The sequence below is a fragment of the Butyricicoccus sp. AF35-5AC genome, assembly GCF_003477715.1.
GTDB lineage: Bacteria > Bacillota > Clostridia > Oscillospirales > Butyricicoccaceae > Agathobaculum > Agathobaculum butyriciproducens.
Genome location: NZ_QUDX01000019.1, coordinates 1 through 17,831, shown reverse-complemented (window position 1 = coordinate 17,831; position 17,831 = coordinate 1). Strand labels below are relative to the sequence as shown.

The 17,831-nt window shown below is 53.5% G+C and carries 15 protein-coding genes; 8 read left to right on the top strand and 7 right to left on the bottom strand.

The window, feature by feature from the left end; all coding sequences use genetic code 11:
* From DWZ82_RS15760 to DWZ82_RS14110, 4 genes are all read right to left on the bottom strand, one after another.
* Nucleotides 1-390 (bottom strand): Gfo/Idh/MocA family protein (locus DWZ82_RS15760; RefSeq protein ID WP_243022961.1); only part of this gene is annotated, 390 nt, incomplete at its 3' end.
* A 140-nt stretch (nt 391-530) separates the two neighbouring features.
* Nucleotides 531-1,514: an ABC transporter permease subunit gene (locus tag DWZ82_RS14120; RefSeq protein WP_118481331.1), complete on the bottom strand. Its 984-nt coding sequence runs from the start codon at nt 1,512-1,514 to the stop codon at nt 531-533.
* Nucleotides 1,515-1,532: 18 nt separating this feature from the next.
* Nucleotides 1,533-3,020: a sugar ABC transporter ATP-binding protein gene (locus DWZ82_RS14115; protein WP_118481330.1), complete on the bottom strand. Its 1,488-nt coding sequence runs from the start codon at nt 3,018-3,020 to the stop codon at nt 1,533-1,535.
* Nucleotides 3,021-3,126: 106 nt separating this feature from the next.
* Nucleotides 3,127-4,128, bottom strand: a complete 1,002-nt coding sequence (locus DWZ82_RS14110) for a substrate-binding domain-containing protein (RefSeq protein ID WP_118481329.1) — start codon at nt 4,126-4,128, stop codon at nt 3,127-3,129.
* 551 nt (nt 4,129-4,679) lie between these two features.
* Between DWZ82_RS14110 and DWZ82_RS14105 the strand changes: the two genes are divergently transcribed.
* Entirely contained in the window at nt 4,680-5,726 is a 1,047-nt protein-coding gene (locus tag DWZ82_RS14105) for a LacI family DNA-binding transcriptional regulator (protein ID WP_118286194.1), read from the top strand.
* An 18-nt stretch (nt 5,727-5,744) separates the two neighbouring features.
* Nucleotides 5,745-6,536 (top strand): helix-turn-helix domain-containing protein, encoded by a 792-nt coding sequence (locus DWZ82_RS14100; protein WP_118481328.1) that lies wholly within the window; start codon nt 5,745-5,747, stop codon nt 6,534-6,536.
* Nucleotides 6,537-7,137: 601 nt separating this feature from the next.
* On the opposite strand, the gene DWZ82_RS14095 is transcribed toward DWZ82_RS14100, so the two are convergent.
* Nucleotides 7,138-8,187, bottom strand: coding sequence for a LacI family DNA-binding transcriptional regulator (locus tag DWZ82_RS14095; RefSeq protein WP_118481327.1), 1,050 nt, complete (start codon nt 8,185-8,187; stop codon nt 7,138-7,140).
* Between the two features lie 384 nt (nt 8,188-8,571).
* Between DWZ82_RS14095 and iolE the strand changes: the two genes are divergently transcribed.
* The 6 genes from iolE (at nt 8,572) to DWZ82_RS14065 (ending at nt 15,059) form a co-directional block, all read left to right on the top strand.
* Nucleotides 8,572-9,462, top strand: a complete 891-nt coding sequence (gene iolE / locus DWZ82_RS14090; RefSeq protein ID WP_118481326.1) for a myo-inosose-2 dehydratase — start codon at nt 8,572-8,574, stop codon at nt 9,460-9,462.
* A 121-nt stretch (nt 9,463-9,583) separates the two neighbouring features.
* The gene (locus DWZ82_RS14085) at nt 9,584-11,095 is read left to right on the top strand and encodes a sugar ABC transporter ATP-binding protein (RefSeq protein ID WP_118481325.1); all 1,512 of its coding nucleotides are present in this window, start codon (nt 9,584-9,586) and stop codon (nt 11,093-11,095) included.
* Between the two features lie 10 nt (nt 11,096-11,105).
* Nucleotides 11,106-12,065, top strand: a complete 960-nt coding sequence (locus DWZ82_RS14080; protein WP_118481324.1) for an ABC transporter permease — start codon at nt 11,106-11,108, stop codon at nt 12,063-12,065.
* Nucleotides 12,066-12,153: 88 nt separating this feature from the next.
* Entirely contained in the window at nt 12,154-13,143 is a 990-nt protein-coding gene (locus DWZ82_RS14075) for a sugar ABC transporter substrate-binding protein (protein WP_118481323.1), read from the top strand.
* A 60-nt stretch (nt 13,144-13,203) separates the two neighbouring features.
* Nucleotides 13,204-13,989, top strand: a complete 786-nt coding sequence (locus DWZ82_RS14070; protein WP_117491904.1) for a hydroxypyruvate isomerase family protein — start codon at nt 13,204-13,206, stop codon at nt 13,987-13,989.
* A gap of 53 nt (nt 13,990-14,042) precedes the next feature.
* A complete protein-coding gene (locus tag DWZ82_RS14065) occupies nt 14,043-15,059 on the top strand; it encodes a Gfo/Idh/MocA family protein (protein WP_118481322.1) in 1,017 nt (338 codons plus the stop codon).
* A 536-nt stretch (nt 15,060-15,595) separates the two neighbouring features.
* On the opposite strand, the gene DWZ82_RS14060 is transcribed toward DWZ82_RS14065, so the two are convergent.
* Both DWZ82_RS14060 and DWZ82_RS14055 read right to left on the bottom strand, forming a co-directional pair.
* On the bottom strand, nt 15,596-16,849 hold the full coding sequence (locus tag DWZ82_RS14060; RefSeq protein ID WP_118481321.1) for an ATP-binding protein: 1,254 nt from the start codon (nt 16,847-16,849) through the stop codon (nt 15,596-15,598).
* 171 nt (nt 16,850-17,020) lie between these two features.
* Nucleotides 17,021-17,242 carry a GntR family transcriptional regulator gene (locus DWZ82_RS14055; protein WP_118481320.1) on the bottom strand — a complete coding sequence of 74 codons (222 nt, stop codon included), beginning with the start codon at nt 17,240-17,242 and terminating at the stop codon, nt 17,021-17,023.
* Between the last annotated feature and the right edge of the window lie 589 nt (nt 17,243-17,831).

Here is a 17,831-nt window from a genome sequence, read left to right as displayed (position 1 = left end):
GTAACGGCGCATGAAGCCAACCTGTACGAGGTGCTTGCCGCCTGCCATCTCGGCCTCAACGATCTCCTTGCCGTCAGCAGCGGTGTTAGCCAGCGGCTTCTCGGAGAATACCGGCTTGCCGGCCTTGATCGCTGCCAGAACCGGACCCTTGTGGAACTGACCCGGGGTGGTAACTACAACAGCGTTTACGTCCGGATCGTTGATTGCTTCGTTGAAATCGGTGTAAACCTTGGTGCCGGCACCGGCGATCTCAGCGCCCTTCTTTGCACCTTCTTCAAATACGTCGCATACAGCAACGATGCGTGCATTGCGGATGCGGTTCTGGATACGCTCGATGTGCTCACGGCCGATCATGCCGCAGCCGATCAGTGCAATGTTCAGATTTTCCATGATAAAGCTCATCCTTTCAAAATATGCCGCTGTACGGCAGGGTTCAAGTCTAACGGGTTATGTGCGAGTATTTCGGGAGCCGCAGCATTGCTGCGACCCCTGAAAACTCGGAAAAAGAAGAGAGATTGTGTGTGTCTGTTTTACGCGCGCTTTGCGTTCTTGCGCATATCAAGGATAACCGAACCGACGATGATCAGGCCCTTGACGATGTTGGTCATGTTATCATCGACCTTCAGCATAACCAGGCCGTTGTTGATAACGCCGAGGATCAGGATACCTGCCAGAACACCGGATACGCGGCAGATACCGCCGGTGTGGGAGGTGCCGCCTACGGTAGCCGCAGCGATAGCGTCCAGCTCGTAGTTCAGGCCGGAGTTGGCCGGGTCAGCCGAACCTGCACGGCCTGCCAGCAGAATACCTGCAACAGCCGCACAAACCGAACACCATACATAAACCATGATGAGGTTCTTTTCTACATTGATGCCGGCAACGCGGGCAGCCTGATCGTTGCCGCCGATGGCATACACGTTTTTGCCGAAGCGGGTCTGCGTCAGCAGGAAGGCCGAGATCGCAAACATAACGAAGAATACCAGAATGATGACCGGAACCGGGCCGATTTTAGCAGAGCCGAGGAAACGGAACTCCGGGGTCAGGTTGGAAACCGGGCGGCTAGTGTACATTTTTGCGCTTGCGCGGCAGATCAGCTGTGCGCCGAGCGTTGCGATGAAGGGCGGGATCTTGGTGTACGCGATGATCGCACCGTAAATAGCGCCGATGCCTGCGCCGATTGCCAGACCGATCAGAATAACCAGCGGTGCGGGCAGGGAGCCCAGACCGGGGAATACTGCGTTGGCATAATCTGCCGGCTGAACCAGAGATGCCGTGATGCAGGCAACCAGGCCGGCCGATGCGCCGATCGTCAGGTCGATACCCTTGGACAGGATCGCGAACATAACGCCGAAGGCCAGAATACCCTTGACGGCCTCACCGGAGAGCAGCGTCAGCAGGTTGTTTACGGTGAAGAAGCTGGGCTGTGCAACACCCATGATAATGACCATAGCGATCAGTACCAGCCAGATCGAGTTCTGCGACAGGAATTTTTTCTTGTCAAACGTCTTATGCATACCATTTACCCTTCTTTCTTATTGCTCATCAGCAGCGGGCTGGTAAGGAACCTCGCTGGTAGCGTATTTCAGGATCAGCTCGGACGAGAAATCCTTGCGATCTACGATTGCGGTCATCGTGCCTTCATGCATGACCACGATGCGGTCGGACATACCCATAACTTCGGGCAGCTCGCTCGAGATCATGATGATCGCCTTGCCTTCGCCGGCCAGCTTGGTGATCAGCGAGTGAATTTCGGCCTTGGCGCCTACGTCGATACCGCGGGTCGGCTCGTCTACGATCAGGATGTCCGGATCGGTCAGCAGCCAGCGGCCTACCAGAACCTTCTGCTGATTGCCGCCGGAAAGGTTCTTGATGGGGGTGTCGATCGTCGGTGTTTTGGTATTGAGCTTACGCACATACTCTTCGGTATCCTCGCGCATCTTCTTGTGATTGAGCGGGAAACCGTAGTTTTTCAGGCTGGCAAGCACGGTATTGTCCTTGATGCTCAGCATACCGACGATGCCGTTGCCGCGTCGATCCTCGGTCAGCAGGGCGATCTTGTGTGCGATGGCGTGCTCGGGGGATTTGATGTGCAGCTCCTCGCCGTCCTTATAGATCTTGCCGCCGGTGATACGGCGCATACCGAAAATAGCCTCTGCCGTTTCGGTACGGCCTGCGCCGACCAGACCGGCCATGCCCAGAATTTCACCGCGGTGCAGCTCGAACGATACGTTCTTTACCGCATGACCGGCGGAAAGGTTCTCGACCTTCAGAATGGTATCTCCGATCGGGCAATCCACCTTGGGGAACATATTGGAAACCTCACGGCCTACCATAAGCTGAATCAGTTTATCTACGTTCAGGTTTTCCGCGCGGTCGCTGGCGATGTACTCGCCGTCACGATATACGGTGATATCATCCGAAATGCGGAAAATTTCATCCATTTTATGCGAAATATAAATGATTGCTACGTTTTTCTTTTTCAGGTCATCGATGATGCGGAACAGATGCTCAACCTCGGTTTCGGTCAGGGAGGAGGTCGGCTCGTCCATGATTACGATCTTGCTGTCATACGAAACCGCCTTTGCGATTTCAACCATCTGCATTTTTGCAACCGTCAGGTTGCCCATCTTTTCATCCGGATCAACATCCAGATGCAGGCGCTGGAACAGGTCGATGCTGTCCTGACGCATTTTCTTGTGATCAATGATCAGGCCCTTGCGCGGTGCGCGGCCCAGCCAGAGGTTTTCGCTGACACTGCGTTCCGGAACCGGCGATAATTCCTGATGGATCATCGAAATGCCGGAGTTCAGCGCTTCCAATGTGGTTTTGAAACGGATTTCCTTGCCGTCAAACACGATCTTGCCCGATGTGGGCGGATGGATGCCGATCAGGCATTTCATCAAAGTTGATTTGCCTGCGCCGTTTTCTCCCATCAGGGTATGTACGGTACCGGGGCGCACCTTGAGCTGTACGCCTTTCAGCGCACGCACGCCGGGGAAATCCTTGACGATATCGGTCATCTCCAGGATATACTCTTGACTCACTGCTTTTCACCCCAATATCTCTGCGTTTTTTTAGGAAGGGGACATGTGGAAATGTCCCCTTCGCAACATTCAGTGTCGGAATTTAGTCGTAATCTGCTACGTTGTCGATGGTAACCGGCTCGAACGGTACCCAGATGATGAACTCGTTCTCGTCGTCTACTTCATAGCCGGTGCCCTCTGCGATCGGCTTGCCGTCGATCAGGTTTGCAGCTGCCTGCAGGGAAGCGCGGCCCTGACCCTCTGCGTTCTGGAATACGGTCATAGCGAGGGTGCCGTCCTTGATAGCCTGACGGCCGTCAGCGGTTGCGTCGATGCCGACGATCGGAACGGACTTCGGGTCCAGACCCTGCTGCTGCATTGCTTCGACTGCACCGAGTGCCATTGCATCGTTGTTGGAGATGATGCAGTCGTACTTGGTGGTCTTGAGCAGCGGAGAGATCATGTCCATTGCGGTTGCACGGTCATAATCGGCTGCCAGCGGAGCGGCTGCTGCGGTTGCCTTGATGCCGTTGTCCTCCAGTGCCTTGAGCACGGATGCGGTACGGTTGGTGGTGGAGGTCTGACCGAGGATGCCGTTGAGCATCAGGTAGGAGATATCGGTCTTGCCCTGATCCTTAAAGAACTTTGCGAGGAACTCGCCCTGGAATGCGCCGGAGGTCATTTCGTCGGAGCCGACGTAAACAGCCTTCTCATTCAGTACGGAGGGATCGCCCGGGAAACGGTTTACGAATACGACCGGAACATCGCCTGCGGCCTCGACACACTGTGCAGCGGTCTCGGGGTCTACCATGTTGATAATGATGGCATCTTCACCTGCGGTAACCGAGGATTCGATGTACTGGATCATCTTGCTGGTGTCACTGTTGGCATCCTGGGTGGTCAGGTTGATGCCGGTGTCCTTTGCAGCGGCCTGAGCGGCTGCCTCCATTTCGCTGAGCCACTCATCGCGCTGGCTCATGATCAGCGTTACCTTGTGGCCGCTGCCGCCGTCTGCGCTGTCGCCCTGCTGTGCGCCGCCGCAGCCTGCCAGCATGGATGCCATCATTGCCGATGCAATCAATCCTGCGAAAAGTCTTTTTTTCATTTGCTTTTACCTCATCTTTCTCAACTTTTTTCTTAGCCGTACACGTTCACATTTTGGAAAAATGCGATTTACGCTTGCCTTGATTTAGTTTTACACTCTTTTTCGATGTGCGTCAACCGGCTTTTTGAATTTTCACCAAATCGCACATACGAATCCTGCGAAAACTGGTGATTCTGTCTGCACAAAATTGTGATTTTATAGGCTTTGCACGACAGAGCGGGGGAATCGCTTATGCAAAACTACCCGCCTTAGATGCAGGATCTGGCTGTTAGTTCAATCTCATAACAACTCGGTATTCGTTTCGAATTTCACGTGTTTTGCTCGTTTTATGGCGTTTATGGCAGATGTATTGTATAAAAATATGAATAAAACACGGAAGGTTCGGAAAAGAGTGCATTTTTGCGTGCACGGCGCGAATGAGCAGAATCCGTACACGTGCACAATATTGTGAATACCGCTTTATTCACTTTATATATAGACTTATTAGGGGTATTATGTTATGCTTTAACTATAAAAACGGGAAAGAACCGTTCTGACAGAGGTGATATCATATGGCAATTACCCTGAATCAAATTGCTGAGATTTGCGGTGTGTCCCGCGGTACAGTCGATCGGGCACTCCATAATAAAGGAAATGTTCGCCCTGCGGTGGCGGAGCGGATCAAGGCGGTAGCCAACGAATATGGCTACACCCCCAACCGTGCCGGACTGGCACTGTCCCGCACATCGCATCCGATTCGCATCGGTGTGATCATGTTTTCGGTGCAGACCCCGTTCATGCAGATCGTTCTGGATGCCGCCCGGCGCGAAGCCCGCCGTTTGGCCGCGTTCAGCGTGGAGGTCATCTTCCGGCTGTCGCCCTCGCTTGATCCGGTCGAGCAGGTCTCGATGATCGAGGAGCTGGTCGAGCAGCATCATATCAATGCGCTGGCGATCACGCCGCTCGACTGTCTGCTGGTCGAAACCAAGATCAACGAGCTGATCGACCAACGCGGAATACCGGTCGTTATGTTTAACACCGATCTGCCCAACAGCCACCGGCTGTGCTATGTCGGGCAGGAAAACCTTTCTTCCGGCCGTACAGTGGCCGAGCTGATGCGTCTGGTGGCGCGGGAGAGCGGCACGGTGGCTACGATCAGTGCGCCCTGTATGTATCACAGTGCGTACCGCGAACGTCTGAAGGGCTTTAAGGAGGAGCTGCTTACCCCCGATTCGTCGCTTCAGCTGCGGGATGTCATGCTGCCGAACGATGACAGCAATGTGGTTTACGAGCATACGCTCCGTCTGCTGCAGGAGGTTCCCGATCTGACCGGTATCTACGCGATCACACCGGGTTATGCGGGCGTATGCAGTGCGCTGGTCGATTCCGGCCGCGCACGGGGGGTGCACCTGATCATGCACGATGAGATCCCCGCCAACCTGTACGAGCTTCGGCGCGGTGTTGCGGATTTTGTCATCGGACAGGATGCGGTGCAGCAGGGCGCACTGCCGCTGTCCCTGCTGGCCGATTACATTCAACTCAAACAGCAGCCGCCGAAGGAGTTTTACCATACCGATATTCGGGTGCTGCTGCGACACAATATCGAAAATTTGCTTTAATCCGGGTCAGGAGGTATTATGTCTGTTCCGCTTCCGACATTTCGCCGTGTCAGACTAACGCAGCAATGTGTGATTCATCCGCAGGATAAGGGCGGCAACTATCTGCCTTGCGCCTCGGAGGATTGGGTGCTGTTTGTTTCGCTTGCTGCGGACGGGGAGAAGATCATTCTGCGAACCGAGCACCGCTGTCTGCCGATCAAACCCGGCGGCGCGCTGCTGCTGCCGCCGAATGTCTGTCACGAGCTGCCGTTCGTACAGGCACCCTGTCTGATGCTGGAATTTTCCGCCGCGGATGACGGACAGGCGATGTTTGAGTTTCCGCAGTTACAGGGAACACCGGCATGGACGTTGCTGCAGCTGCTCTACTCGGAACAGACCACGGCTGCCGCCCGGACACCGCTTTTAGATGCGCTGCTGATGCAGATGGCGCCTATGGCGCATGGCTTCGAGCTGTGTGCGCCGGATGCCGCATTCTCGCTTGCAACCGAGGTATTGCAGCATTTGAACCTGTGCTTTGCCGATGAGCTTTCGCTGACCGAGCTGACCAATCGGTTTCACGTTTCGACCAGCCACATGATCCATATGTTCAAGGCGCAGTTCGGCCTGCCGCCCATTCAGTATATGGTACGCCGCCGGATCGGGGAAGCGCAGCATCTGCTCCGCACAACGGAGGACAGTGCGGGCGATATTGGCGGTCGGGTCGGCATGATCAACCGCAATTACTTTTACCGGATGTTCAAGCGTCTGGTGGGGGTATCGCCAGTTCGATACCGCGAGGTCATTGGCGAACGCCCGGATATGCTGGCTTGAGGAAACGACTTTATGGGATCGAGAGGCTGCTCGAAAAACGATAGTTTTTCGAGCAGCCTCAGGCACTGTGATTTAGACACAGTGCCTTTCTTTTTGTCTGGTTGTCGGAAAATAGAAGGGGAAATTATACAGAGTTTCCATGGCGTTCCGATCTGTGGAGGACAGCGGCACAAGACACAACCCCTGAATTTTGAACCCTGCCCCAAATTTTTGGGTCCATATTTTGAAACCTAAAAGACGCAAATCATGCGGTAAAAAATGCCCTCCCACAAAGGCGGTAGTACCGTCTATGTGAGAGGGCAAAATAAAACGGCGATTTGATTATCATTTGGCTTAATAATCAGATAAAACCGCGTAAAAAGCTGCCGAAAGGGCTTTCTGTGGTGACCATTCACTGCAAACCATCGCGCTGCCGCCAAGGCGGACAGGCAAGCCGGACTGTCATGTTTTTATCTGCGGAAGCGTACCGAAAAGGCAGCTGTGCCGCTGTTTTTTATGTGTATTTTACGCTTTTTTGAACGTTTTTCAAAAATGTTGTGTATTGTGTATGTGTATAAAAAGAGACAGGCTGTGACGCCTGTCTCTTTCTTTATCCACTTTTTCACATATTCTCCGCGCAGAGGATCTCGATCGGCGTGTCGATCTGGTCGTGCGGCAGGGTATGCCGCTGGACATAATCGCGCAAGGTGAGCAGCGCAAGATAGCTCTGCCGGTGGATATTCTGCGCGATGGTGAAATCTATTTCGCCGCTTTCCAGCAGGCGGCGGGTGGAGTCGGTCAGATCGTGGCTGACGATATGCACTTGTCCGGTCTTTTCCATATCGCGCACCGCCTCTACGCAGCCGGAAACGCTGTGATTCGCCATATAGATACCGCGGATGGACGGCGTGCGTTCGAGCGCGTCGCGCACCTTCTGGTAGCTGAGCGTATAGTCATTGTAGGTTTCAATGATCTGGATATGCCTGCCGGCAAAGCCGCGCTCATACAATCGCTCGCAAAAGCCCTGAAGCCGCATCCGATGGGCATTGAATTCCGGATTGCCGATCGCAATGAGCAGGCTGTCCTCCGGACGCAGATATTTCGCCATCAGCTCGCCGGCAACACGACCGCTGCGGATCAGGTCCTGCCCGATGAAGCACAGCCGGTCGCAGCCGGTCAGGTCGGTGTTCATTGTGACAAAGACGATCCCTTTTTCGCGCAGCTCGTTGATCTTCTGCACGATCGCGGCATGATCCTTCGCACAAACCGCAATGCCGTTCACGCCTTGTCCTGCCAGTACCTCCAGCCGTTCGACCGCCTCCTCCGGCAGCTCGGTTTCGCATTTCTGCACCAGAAATTCCACATTGAAATCGCGCAGAAAGTCCTGTGCGTCCCGCACGCCGCGCAGCAGCTCCTGACGCAGATAGCCGCTTTCGCTGGTCAGCAGCACACCCAGACGGCAAGGCGGCAGTTCAGCCGCCGACCGGCTCAGTCCGAGTGCGTCCGCCTGTTCGGCGCGCGGCGGTGCGTATCCCAGTTCGCGCATGGTGCGCAGCACACGCTCGGCAATTTCCGGCTTGACGTGCGGACGCCCGTTGAGAACGCGGTCCACTGTGCCGCGCGACACACCTGCCCGTTCTGCTATCGTGTTGATCGTTATTCGTTTTGCCATGCTGCAACCGTCCTTTGCTTCTGATAACAGTATCATATCATAGTTTTTCAATTTGTGCCATAGGCACACGAAAAAAACAATACACATTTTTGAAACCCGCAGAAAGCACTAAGATATATCGTAGAACAGCGTCATTTATTTGCTGAATTACAAAAATATCTGCGAATATTGTGACTATATCACAAAATTTCGAACAATCTTTTTTGTATCGGTGGAAATCTGAGTGTGCGCGCTTACAAAACGGCACAAAGTTTGCACAATCCGTATTTTGCAATAAATACAGCATTTTACATGTCATTGACAGTGCAAAAGTATCGTGCTATAAATAAATTGTGCTTAAGGCACAAACTAAAACAAAAGCACAAAACGAGGAGAGCGTGAAAGATGTTCAATAACGTAAAACTCGGCATTGCGCCGATTGGCTGGACGAATGACGATATGCCGCAGCTCGGCGGCGAGCTGACCTTCGAGCAGATGGTTTCCGAAGCAGCGCTTGCCGGCTTTCAGGGCACCGAGGTAGGCGGCAAGTTCCCGACCGACCCGGCAGTGCTCAACAAGGCACTCGACCTGCGCGGCATCAAGATCGCGTCCCAGTGGTTCTCCAGTTTCCTGTGCTCCACGCCGTACGAGGAGAACGAAAAGGCATTCATCCAGCAGCTGGATTTTCTCGAGGCAGTCGGCGCAAGCCGCGTGAACGTCTGCGAACTGACCCGCTGCCTGTTCGCAGAGGAGTGCTCGATGTTCGGCAACAACAAGCCGGTTGCCACCGACGAAGAGTGGGACAAGCTGACCGACGGTCTGAACAAGCTGGGCAAGATCGCTGCTGACCGCGGCTTCAAGCTGTGCTTCCATCACCACATGGCAACCGTGGTTCAGACCTTCGAGGAAACCAAACGCCTGATGGACAACACCGATCCGCGTTACGTTTACCTCTGCTTTGATACCGGTCACTTCACCTTCTCCAAGGAGGACGCCGTAAAGGCGGCGAAGGAATTCGGCCCGCGCATCGGCCACGTTCACCTCAAGGACATCCGTCCGGACAGGATGGAAAAGGCATATGCCGAGGGCTTCAAGTTCCGCAAGGCAGTTCTGGAAGGCTGCTTCACCATTCCGGGCGACGGCTGCGTAGATTATCCGGGCGTATTCAAGGCGCTGCATGACGCGCATTACGAGGGCTGGTTCATCGTTGAAGCCGAGCAGGACCCGGCAAAGGCAAATCCGCTCGAATACGCAAAAATGGCGCGCGAGTATATCCGAAAAACCACCGGAATCTGATATGATTCACTCATTTCTCTCTTTTTTCTTCTGTTCGGGTGCCGCGGTGCTCCAACACTGCGGCTGACCGAACGCAACGAGAGAAAAAACATCATAAACAAACGACAAGGGAGGCGGCGAGATGAGCGAATACTTAGTGGAAATGAACGATATCACAGTGCAGTTTCCAGGCGTTCTGGCACTGGATCATGTTCATTTTGACGCAAAGCCGGGCGAAGTTCACGTTCTGCTCGGTGAGAACGGCGCAGGCAAGTCCACCATTATGAAGGTACTTGCCGGTGTCAACACCAACTACGAGGGCGAGATCATCTACAAGGGTGAGAAGATCGTATCTCGCAGTATCGAGGAACAGCGAGAACGCGGTGTCAGCATTATTTTTCAGGAGCTGAACCAGTTGAAAAACCTCACTGTTGCGGAGAATATCTTCATGGGCCGTCAGCCGACGAAGGCCGGCGGACAGATCGACTGGAAGACCATGAACCGCAAGGCGCGTGAGCTGCTCGACAGCATCCACTCGGATATTTCCGAGAAAGCACAGGTGTCCTCGCTGAGCGTTGGACAGATGCAGATGGTCGAAATCGCAAAGGCACTCTCGTTCGACTGCGACATCATCATCATGGACGAACCGACTTCGGCGCTAACCGAAAAGGAAGTTGCCAGCCTGTTCGAGATTATCGACGGACTGAAAAAGAAGGGCGTAGCAATCGTTTACATCTCCCACCGACTGGAAGAAATTATGAAGATCGGCGATCGTCTGACCATCTTCCGCGACGGCAAGTACATCGACACCGTAAACGTCAAGGACATCACCATTGATCAGATGGTAGCCATGATGGTCGGTCGTGAAATGACCGACTATTATCCCAAGGTTGATGTAAAGCCGGGTGAAAAGCTGCTCGAAGTCACCGACATCAGGCAGGGCGACACGCTGAAGGGCATTTCGTTCTACGCTCGCGCAGGTGAGATCACCGGTTTCTACGGACTGATGGGTGCGGGCCGTACCGAGCTGATGCGTGCCATCTTCGGTGCAGACCCGTTCACGAGCGGTGAGATCAAGGTAAAGGGTCAGTCGGTTGCCATCAAATCCTGTGAGCAGGCGAAAAAGCTCGGTCTGGCACTGCTGACCGAGGACCGCAAGAGTCAGGGCCTGATCCTTGAATTCTCGCTCAACCAGAACATTTCTCTGGCAAACATGAACACCGCGATGACGTCGTTTGGCTTCAACAAAGCCAAGGAGACCGCACACAACCAGAAACTCGCGGACTCCATGCGCGTCAAGACCCCGTCGCTCGAGCAGAAAGCCAAGAACCTGTCCGGCGGCAACCAGCAGAAGGTCGTTATCTGCAAGTGGCTGAACACGGATTCCGACATCATCATCTTCGACGAACCGACTCGCGGCATTGACGTTGGCGCGAAAGCCGAGATCTACAAGATTATGAACGCACTCAAGGAGCAGGGCAAGGCGGTTATTATGGTATCCTCCGAGCTGGCTGAATGCATGGGCGTTTCCGACCGCATCTATGTTATGCACGAGGGTGAAATGACCGGCATCATCGAAGGCAAGGACATGAAGAACGTAACAGAAGAACTGGTAGTCGGTTATGCGACCGGCGCGAAAACAAATATGAAGTGAGGGCAAAAAGATGAAAGAGAAGCTGAAGAAAATCGACCTTTCCAATGCGTCCGCACTGATCGTGCTGATCGTGCTCTGTATTGGCCTGACTATCGCAGAACCGGCATTCGGCTCGGTGGCAAACCTCATCAACATTCTCCAGCAGGTAACGGTTATCGCCGTGCTTGCACTGGGTGTTAACGTGGTTATCTTTACCGGCGGCATTGATATTTCGGTCGGCTCGGTTGTAGCCTTCACCGGTATCGTCATGGGCAAGCTGATCGTTGAGAACGGCATGCCGGATATTGTTGGCGTTATTGCTGCTGTTCTCGTGGGCGCTGCCTGCGGTACCTTTAACGGCATTATGATCTCCAAATTCAAGCTGCAGCCGATGATCGCAACGCTGGCTATGATGTCCATGGCACGCGGCGCAGCCTACACGCTGGCTGACGGCCAGACCATTACCGGCTACTCGGCAGGCTTCCGCTGGATCGGTATTGCAAACATTCCGGGCACCGCTATTCCGGTGCAGATCGTATTCATGGTTCTGCTGTACATCGTGTTTTACTATGTGATGAAGTACCGCAAGTTCGGTCGCTACATCTACTCCATCGGCGGCAACGAAGAGGCAACCCGTCTTTCCGGTATCAACGTTGACAAGTACAAGACTCTCGCTTACACCGTTTCCGGTCTGTGCGCCGGTATCGCATCGGTTATTCTGGTAGCCAAGCTGAACTCTGCACAGTCGGTTGCCGGTCTGGACTACGAGATGGACGCGATCGCATCCTGTGTTATCGGCGGCACCTCGCTGCTCGGCGGCTTTGGTTCGGTATGGGGCACGTTCGTCGGCTCGATCATTATGATCGTCATCCGTAACGGTCTGAACCTGCTGAACGTATCCTCCAACCTGCAGAAGCTGGTTATCGGCGTTGTTATCCTGCTGGCTGTACTGGCGGACTCTATCCGCAACAAGGCTGCAGCAAAGAAGTAAGACCATTCGCATTTACAGAGTCGTTACCCCGTATGGGTGAAAATAAGAGAAAGAAGAAAGAATCGACAAATTGAGAGGAGCAACAAAAATGAAATTCAAGAGAACGATGGCAATGGTAATGGCAACTGCAATGATGCTGGGTCTGGCAGCCTGCGGCGGCGGCAGCAGCTCGGGCGGTTCGAGTGCCGGCGGCGATGATGAGGTAAAGATCGCGTACATCGTCAAGGCAAAGTCGGACGCATTCTGGACCAGCATGGAGGATGGTGCTGAGTCATTCGCAGAGGAAAAGGGCATCCACCTCGAGTTCCAGGCTCCGGAGAAGGAGACCGATGTAGAGAAGCAGGTGCAGATGGTCGAGAACGCCGTTATCAAGGGCTTTGACGCAATCGTCCTGTCCGCAGCAGACTCCAACTCGCTGGCTCCGGCTATCAAGAAGGCAAATGACGCAAATATCCCGGTTATCCTGGTAAACGACACCATGTCGCAGGCGGCACTGGATGAGGCAGGTGCTCACGTTGAGACCTATGTCGGCATCGACCAGTACGAGGCTGCATCTCTGGCAGGCAAGTACGCTGCTGAGAACATCAAGGATGCAAAGATCCTCTACCTCGAGGGTATTGCAGGTGTAGACGCACTGACTCAGCGTCTGGAGGGCTTTAAGGATCAGTGCGGCAGCTTCAAGATTGTTGCATCCCAGACTGCAAAGTGCGACCGCAACGAAGCGTTCAACGTTATGCAGAACGTGCTGTCCTCAAACCCGGAAGTAAACGCTGTTTGGGCTGTAAACGCTGAGATGGGTCAGGGCGCTATCCAGGCGATTGAGCAGGGCGGTTTCTCCGGCAAGGTACAGGTATTTGACTTCGACGCATCTCCGGACGACATCGAGGCGATCAAGGCTGGCACGCTGACCGGCACCGTAGCCCAGTATCCGAACCTGCAGGCTGAGAGCGCAATCCAGGCTTGCCTGGACGTTCTGGACGGCAAGACTCTGGAAGACCACATTGTAACCCCGGCAGCTCTCGTAACCAAAGACAACGTAGACAAGTTTGAGGCTGGCGAAGATATCACTGCACAGTAATTTGTGTTGGGCTTATGGGCGGCGGAACGCCGCCCATCCCATGAAAAGGAGCAATATACCATGAAATTTGATCGTTCTGCGTGCATCGAACCGATGTACAGCGAAATCCCGTTCCTTGACCGCTTTCAGGCGGCAAAGGACGATGGCTTTGAATATGTAGAGTTCTGGAGCTGGACCGACAAGGATCTGGATGCTGTCAAGGCAGCGGCAGAGAAGGCGGGTATCGGCATTTCCGGTTTCAACGGCGATGCGGATTATTCGCTGATTGACCCGACCCACAAGGAAAAATATCTGGAATTTCTCAAGCAGTCAGTCGCAGCGGCACGCAAGGTCGGCGCCAAGAGCGTTACCATTCACTCGAATGCACTCGGTGACGGCGGCATTGTGGTCAACCACTACACCGACCTGTCCGACACGGTAAAGCTGTGCTCAATGTACGATATGCTGCTCGAATGCGCCAAGATCGCCGAGGAAAGCGGCATTGACATGAACCTCGAGCCGCTCAACATCACCACCGACCATGTCGGCAACTATCTGGCGCATACGCAGATGGCGGCGGAGATGACGCGCCTGATCGCCTCGCCGCGCCTCAAGGTGCTGTACGATGTATACCATATGCAGCTGAATGAAGGCTCGTTGTGTGACACTATCGCAAAGTACGCTGACCAGTTCGGTCACATCCATGTAGCGGACGTTCCGGGCCGCCATGAGCCGGGTACGGGCGAAATCAATTACACCAAGGTGTTCGACCAGCTCGCCGAGTCCGGCTACACCGGCAGAGTCGGCTTCGAGCTGTTCCCCAAGACCACGACTGCTGAGGCGGTCAAGGCTATCATGACTTACTAAGTCATAATCATTCGCTTTTCCAATCTATCTTATTATAAAAAGGAGTAATCACTATGTTGAAAGTTGGTATTATCGGTGTAGGCTCTATGGGCACCCAGCATTTCCTGCGCCTGATGAACAAGATCCACGGCGCTACCGTTACTGCAGTTTCCGACATCAACGAGGCTCATGCCAAGGAAGTTATTGCGCCGTATCCGACCGTCCGTTTCATCGCGGACCCGATCACTCTGATCAACGATCCGGAAGTTGACGCTGTCGTTATCGTTTCCATCGACTCCACCCACGAGGAATACTGCCTTGAGGCTATCAAGTGCGGCAAGTACATCTTCTGCGAGAAGCCGCTGTCCGCATCTGCTGAGGGCGCAAAGAAGGTCGTTGACGCGGAGATCGCAGGCGGCAAGCGCCTGATCCAGATGGGCTTCAACCGCCGTTTTGACCCGGCTTACGAGGAACTGAAGGCTCTGGTCGTATCCGGCAAGCTGGGCGCACCGCTGGTTGCACACTGCGCACACCGCAACGCAAACTATCCGGCACAGTATGATGACGTTGTTGCCGTTACCGGCACCGCTATCCACGAGATCGACACCATGGCATGGCTGGTCGGCGACTACTTCACCAAGGCACAGGTTATTTTCCCGAAGTGCTCCCGTCACTCCAAGAACGAGAACCTGCACGATCCGCAGATCGTCATGCTGACCACTTCCTCCGGCATGGTCATCAGCTGTGAGATCTGGGTAAACTGCCAGTACGCTTACGACATCCGCTGCGAGGTTCTCTGCGAGGATGGCACCGCAACCCTGCCGCGTCCCTCCCGCGTGGACGTTTGCACCAACCAGACCCATTACAAGGGCATGACGACCGACGGCCTGGGCTACTTTGCCGAGGCATATGACCGCGAATTTCAGGCATGGGCTGACGCTTGCAACGCAGGCACCTACTGCAAGGCTGCTGCCTCTGCTTGGGATGGCTACTGCGCAGCTGTTACCACGGATTCCTGCCTGAAGAGCCAGAAGTCCGGTGCTATCGAGGCTGTTCCGCTGACCGACCGTCCGGATTTTTATATCGACTAAGGTTTCCTTTCTGATATTTCTTTATTTTCTCTATAGCGCGCTCCCCATCTTCACTCTGCAAGATGGGGAGCTTTGCCATAAACCACGGCATGGGTCGTATGTACGAGCCGGCGGAGGCCGCTGACCTGATGGCGTTTCGTGCGGGCGGTAGAGCGGATTATATTACCGGCGTTACCGTTACTATCGCCGGCGGCAAGACGTTGATTTGACGACAGAACAGAAATTCAATATATATGCCCAATGTCCGCCTTCGCGGCATCGCTCATTTCATCAATCATGCGGTGAGGGATGCGGAAGATAACCACAAAAACGAAAGGCGCCGCAAGGCAGGAAAGAGCAGCGCCTTTTATAGTTTGATACATCAGATGTTCTTAAGGCAACACCGCACAATTAAAGCCGCGGTGTTTTGCGGAAATTTTGTGCCCTGACTTTGTTACAATTTCACGGTAATACATCAAGTATTACCGCAAAACTGTGCCTCGTCAGTACGCAAAATTTACTCGCAAATCACTCTTGTTCAATTATGCGGTATTGCCTTAAAACTCCAGACTGTCCGCGTTTAGGAGAAAATACTTCATGCCCATGATAACGAAGCCTTCATCGTTGCGCCACGGTTTGCGGACGCCGTTTACGATGACGATTTTCTTGAACGAGTCCGGGATATGGCGGAGCGAGTTGAATTCCTGCGCCTGCTTCTCCTCCGAGGTGAGGTCGTAGGCAACCTGGATATAATATCGCTGACTCGCCTGATTGACGACGAAATCGACTTCGAGCTGCTTGCGCAGGCGTTTGCCGCTGCTGTCCCTGCCGAACGCTTCCACGATGCCCACATCGACATGATAACCGCGAATGCACAGCTCATTATATACGATGTTCTCCATGATGTGAGTCGGCTCCTGCTGACGGAAATTCAGCCGGGCGTTGCGCAGACCGAGGTCGGTGAAGTAATATTTGAGATTGGCACCGATATACTTGCGCCCTTTGATGTCATAGCGCTGCGCCTTCTCGATCAGAAAAGCATCTGCCAGAAAATCAATATGCTGTGAAATGGTCTTGTTGGTGTAGCTCATCTGGCGCTCGCTTGCGAAGGTGTTCGCAATTTTAGACGGGTTGGTCGGCGCGCCGATTGCAGATGCCAGAACGTCAACCAGAATGTTGATCTCCGCATCGTTCTGAATGCGGTTGCGCTCGATTACATCCTTCAGATAGACGTTAGCAAAGATGTTTTTCAGATAGTCCGCCTTCTGGCGTTCGTTCTGAAAATTTACGATCTGCGGCAGACCGCCGTAGAGCATATATTCGTCCCAGGCATCGTCAAAGTCACCGTCCCAGACCGAATAGAACTCTGCAAACGACAGCGGATGAATGCGTATCTCGTCACCGCGGCCGCGAAATTCGGTCACGATGTCGCTGGAAAGAAACTTGGAGTTGCTGCCGGTCACATAGACGTCGATATTGCTCATGCGCAGCAAGCTGTTCAGAACTTCCTCAAACCGGGGCATGAACTGCACTTCATCGAGCAGAAGATAATACGGCCCGTCGCCGCGCATGGCATCCGTGATATAGCGGAAGCATACCTTGGGGTCGCGCAGCTCCTCGTTCTCAATGCCGTCCAAAGCGATCTCGATAATATGATCCTCCGGAACGCCGCTTTCAAGCAGATACCGCTTGAATATGGTGAACAGCAGATAGGATTTTCCGCAGCGCCGTATGCCGGTGACAATCTTGATCATGCCGTTGTCCCTGCGCTCGATCAGTTGGTTCAGATATGCCTCTCGCCGGATCTCCATGTAACCACTCCTATTTTTTGTGCCATGCACGTTTTTTAGTAATATCATTGTAGCATATCAGCTTTGACCGCGCAATCGGTGCAGTCCTATTTTCTGCGGCACAGAACAGATTTATGTATCGCGCCTATTCGCCGAAAGGACGGAAATCGAAGGTCGATCCACGAGTGCTGTTCAAGGTAATGGTGTACGGATATCAATGTGGGATCTATTCCAGCCGGAAGAAGCGTGCCGGTATCGAATAGACTGTGTGCGGCTGATGCCAAGCTGTGCGGAAAGCACTTCTTCGGTAAGCTGTTCGCCCGGCTTGAGTTCTCCGGTCAGAATTGCCTCGCGCAGCATCTGATAGGCTTTATCCGAAAAAGACTCCCTTTTCTTGAGTGCCTGTAAAGCCATTCTACTACTCCTTTGCTTAATTCAATGTATAAGAATACATTTAGAATCGTCAAGTATAATATATGCCAAAATAGAAATGCATCGCAGTCTAACGTTATAGCGTTATAACGTTATGACGTTATAACTTTGTAACTTTTCAACGTTATAACTGTATAAAATAAAAATCCTAAGACACCCGGAATAAAATGCTCCGGACATCTTAGGACTTTTCATTTTAAAATATCCTGCGTATCGCCCCATCCAAACGGCTGATCGAGGAAATGCCGGTCGGCTGTGAGCAGCCGCAGATGATGAGGAGACCGTTTGCGCGGCATGGATCAAGCGCCGCGAATATATCCCAAGCAGTAATTTTTAGTCTGAGAAGTTCAAAATCCGGCTTCCTTGCGAAAATCAAAACGCAGGTTTCTCGCATTCGTAAAAACGTGTGTGTTAACAAAAAGGACAAGCCGCGTGCCGTCCGCCGCAGGCTGCGCAGGCAGATCGAGCAGCAGATCAACGCCGACGCGCTCCGCCGTCAGTTCGGCAGCGAGCTGACCGGAACGGTCGTGACGGCAGTCTGCAACATCAAGTACGCAGACAAGCTGTTCAT

Coding starts and splice junctions, on each gene's coding strand:
- DWZ82_RS14080 (WP_118481324.1), top strand. CDS start 11,106: ATGAAAGAGAAGCTGAAGAAAATCGACCTTTCCAATGCGTCCGCACTG.
- DWZ82_RS14110 (WP_118481329.1), bottom strand. CDS start 4,128: ATGAAAAAAAGACTTTTCGCAGGATTGATTGCATCGGCAATGATGGCA.
- DWZ82_RS14065 (WP_118481322.1), top strand. CDS start 14,043: ATGTTGAAAGTTGGTATTATCGGTGTAGGCTCTATGGGCACCCAGCAT.
- DWZ82_RS14100 (WP_118481328.1), top strand. CDS start 5,745: ATGTCTGTTCCGCTTCCGACATTTCGCCGTGTCAGACTAACGCAGCAA.
- DWZ82_RS14060 (WP_118481321.1), bottom strand. CDS start 16,849: ATGGAGATCCGGCGAGAGGCATATCTGAACCAACTGATCGAGCGCAGG.
- DWZ82_RS14075 (WP_118481323.1), top strand. CDS start 12,154: ATGAAATTCAAGAGAACGATGGCAATGGTAATGGCAACTGCAATGATG.
- DWZ82_RS14105 (WP_118286194.1), top strand. CDS start 4,680: ATGGCAATTACCCTGAATCAAATTGCTGAGATTTGCGGTGTGTCCCGC.
- DWZ82_RS14120 (WP_118481331.1), bottom strand. CDS start 1,514: ATGCATAAGACGTTTGACAAGAAAAAATTCCTGTCGCAGAACTCGATC.
- iolE (WP_118481326.1), top strand. CDS start 8,572: ATGTTCAATAACGTAAAACTCGGCATTGCGCCGATTGGCTGGACGAAT.
- DWZ82_RS14115 (WP_118481330.1), bottom strand. CDS start 3,020: ATGACCGATATCGTCAAGGATTTCCCCGGCGTGCGTGCGCTGAAAGGC.
- DWZ82_RS14055 (WP_118481320.1), bottom strand. CDS start 17,242: ATGGCTTTACAGGCACTCAAGAAAAGGGAGTCTTTTTCGGATAAAGCC.
- DWZ82_RS14070 (WP_117491904.1), top strand. CDS start 13,204: ATGAAATTTGATCGTTCTGCGTGCATCGAACCGATGTACAGCGAAATC.
- DWZ82_RS14095 (WP_118481327.1), bottom strand. CDS start 8,187: ATGGCAAAACGAATAACGATCAACACGATAGCAGAACGGGCAGGTGTG.
- DWZ82_RS14085 (WP_118481325.1), top strand. CDS start 9,584: ATGAGCGAATACTTAGTGGAAATGAACGATATCACAGTGCAGTTTCCA.